This is a genomic window from Terrabacter sp. P5_B1 (assembly GCF_056400505.1).
This window is the reverse complement of the sequence record NZ_JBFULD010000546.1, coordinates 1-1,428: the sequence shown is the minus strand read 5'-3', so window position 1 is coordinate 1,428 and position 1,428 is coordinate 1. Positions and strand designations below refer to the sequence as shown.

The following is a 1,428-nucleotide window of genomic DNA, read 5'->3' as shown; positions in this document are numbered from 1 at the left end:
GGTGGAGCACCGAGGCACGCGAGGGCCGGTGCCGGTCCGTGTCGGTGGGGTCTGGCGGCTCTCCCGTTCATCGCGTGGTCGGTCACGTCGCCCGGACGTGCGCCTCCTCGCCGGTGCGCTCCTCGATGTCCCGTTCCGCCTCCCCGACGAGCTGGTCCGCCAGGTGGCGCAGCGCGCGGGCGACGGCGATCTCGTCCCCGATCCGAGGCGACGCCACGTCGTCGGAGGAGCGGTGGCTCGTCCCCTGGGCACTKAGGCGGTCCGGCGGGTCGGCGACGAGCACGACCGTGGCACTCGTGTCGTCCCCGGACTCGAGCACCGACACACGGATCTGCCACTCGCGGAGGGTCTGCGATCGGTCCTCGGGACTCGTCGGCACCGGCGCCGGCTCGGGGATCGCGGCCTTCTCGTCACCGGGCACGCCGAGGTGGAGCACCGATCCCGGCCCCGGGTAGATCAGGCCGGTGTGACCGTCCGCCCAACGCACGACGAAGGGCGGACCACCGTCGGCTCCGCGGACCTCGAGCACCTCCCCGTCGCGGGTGGCCTCGTCGATGTGCTCTGCCGCAAGGACGATGCGGTCTCCGACATGTGCTCTCACGTTGGCCTCCTCGACCGGTCTCAGATCAGGACAGCACCGGTCGGGGGCGCGCACTCAGGGCCGAAGGGCTCCGAGTCGCAGACCGGTGGGACCCGATCGCGGGACCTTGGGCCCTTGTGCCGGTGCGCGATGTGGGTCTGGGATCGGGACAGGTCGTGCGCCCGCCCGGCCGACGACCCGAGGGAGGCGCCATGGGCACCATGCAGGCGTGGGTCGTCGACGAGCCGGGACCACTGCGCAGGCACCCGCTCGCCCGGGCCGAGCTGCCCATCCCGCAGCCCGGGCCGGGCGAGGTCCTGGTCCACGTCCGGGCCTGTGGGGTGTGCCGCACCGACCTGCACGTCGTCACGGGCGACCTGCCGCGGCACCGGCACCACCTCGTGCCCGGCCACGAGGTGGTGGGCGAGGTCGCCCTCCTCGGCGAGGGGGCCCATCGTTTCGTGCCGGGGGACCGCGTGGGCCTCGCCTGGCTGCGGGCCACGTGCGGCTCGTGTCGATGGTGCCGTTCGGGACGCGAGAACCTCTGTGCCGTCTCGCGCTACACCGGATGGGACGCCGACGGCGGCTACGCGGAGTATGCCGTGGCGCCCGAGGCGTACGCCTACCGGGTCCCGGCCTCGTTCGCGGACGTCGAGGCGGCGCCGCTGCTCTGCGCCGGCATCATCGGCTACCGGTCGCTGCGACGGGCCGAGCTGCCCCCTGGTGGGCGGCTCGGCATCTACGGCTTCGGCGCGAGCGCCCACCTGGGCTACCGGTCGCTGCGACGGGCCGAGCTGCCCCCTGGTGGGCGGCTCGGCATCTACGGCTTCGGCGCGAGCGCCCACCTG

At 74.1% G+C, this 1,428-nt stretch carries 2 protein-coding genes; one reads left to right on the top strand and one right to left on the bottom strand.

The features are described from left to right. Positions 1-82: 82 nt before the first annotated feature. Entirely contained in the window at positions 83-601 is a 519-nt protein-coding gene (locus AC1DP0_RS21850; RefSeq protein ID WP_478088677.1) for a dsRBD fold-containing protein, read from the bottom strand. A 191-nt stretch (positions 602-792) separates the two neighbouring features. Here AC1DP0_RS21850 and AC1DP0_RS21845 point away from each other — a divergent pair. Beyond that, a partial coding sequence (locus AC1DP0_RS21845; protein WP_478088676.1) for a zinc-binding alcohol dehydrogenase family protein occupies positions 793-1,428 on the top strand: 636 nt, incomplete at its 3' end.